The organism is Mycobacterium sp. NGS40 (assembly GCF_059812735.1).
Map to the genome: position 1 here is coordinate 1 of NZ_JCALDG010000119.1, position 562 is coordinate 562.

The window sequence follows — 562 nt, forward strand, 5'->3', positions numbered from 1 at the left end:
CGCTCTTGAGCGCGTCCAGGTCGACGGCATCTCGCTGCCCATCGCGCTTGGCCTGTTGATAATGATGTATCCGGTATTGGCCAAAGTCCGCTACGACAAGCTGGACTCGGTAACAGGCGACCGACGGTTACTGCTCAGCTCCCTGATTTTGAACTGGATACTCGGGCCCGCCGTGATGTTCGCCTTGGCGTGGCTTCTGCTACCCGATCTGCCCGAATACCGCACCGGATTGATCATCGTCGGCTTAGCGAGATGCATTGCGATGGTGATCATCTGGAACGACCTCGCCTGTGGAGACCGCGAGGCCGCAGCGGTCCTGGTTGCATTGAACTCGATTTTCCAGGTGGTGATGTTTGCAGTCCTGGGCTGGTTCTATCTGTCAGTCCTGCCGGGCTGGCTCGGCTTACCGCAGACCACAATCAGTACCTCCCCCTGGCAGATCGCCAAGTCGGTACTGATATTTCTTGGCATCCCTCTACTGGCCGGGTACCTATCGCGGCGTTTCGGCGAGAAGGCCAAGGGCCGGACCTGGTACGAAAACAGGTTTCTCACGGTTATCGGT

General features: G+C 58.2%; 1 protein-coding gene. It reads left to right on the plus strand.

Going from position 1 to position 562, the window contains the following annotated elements; genetic code table 11:
- On the plus strand, positions 1-562 hold a 562-nt coding region (locus tag AC5Y5O_RS32205; RefSeq protein WP_500028769.1), incomplete at both ends, for a bile acid:sodium symporter family protein.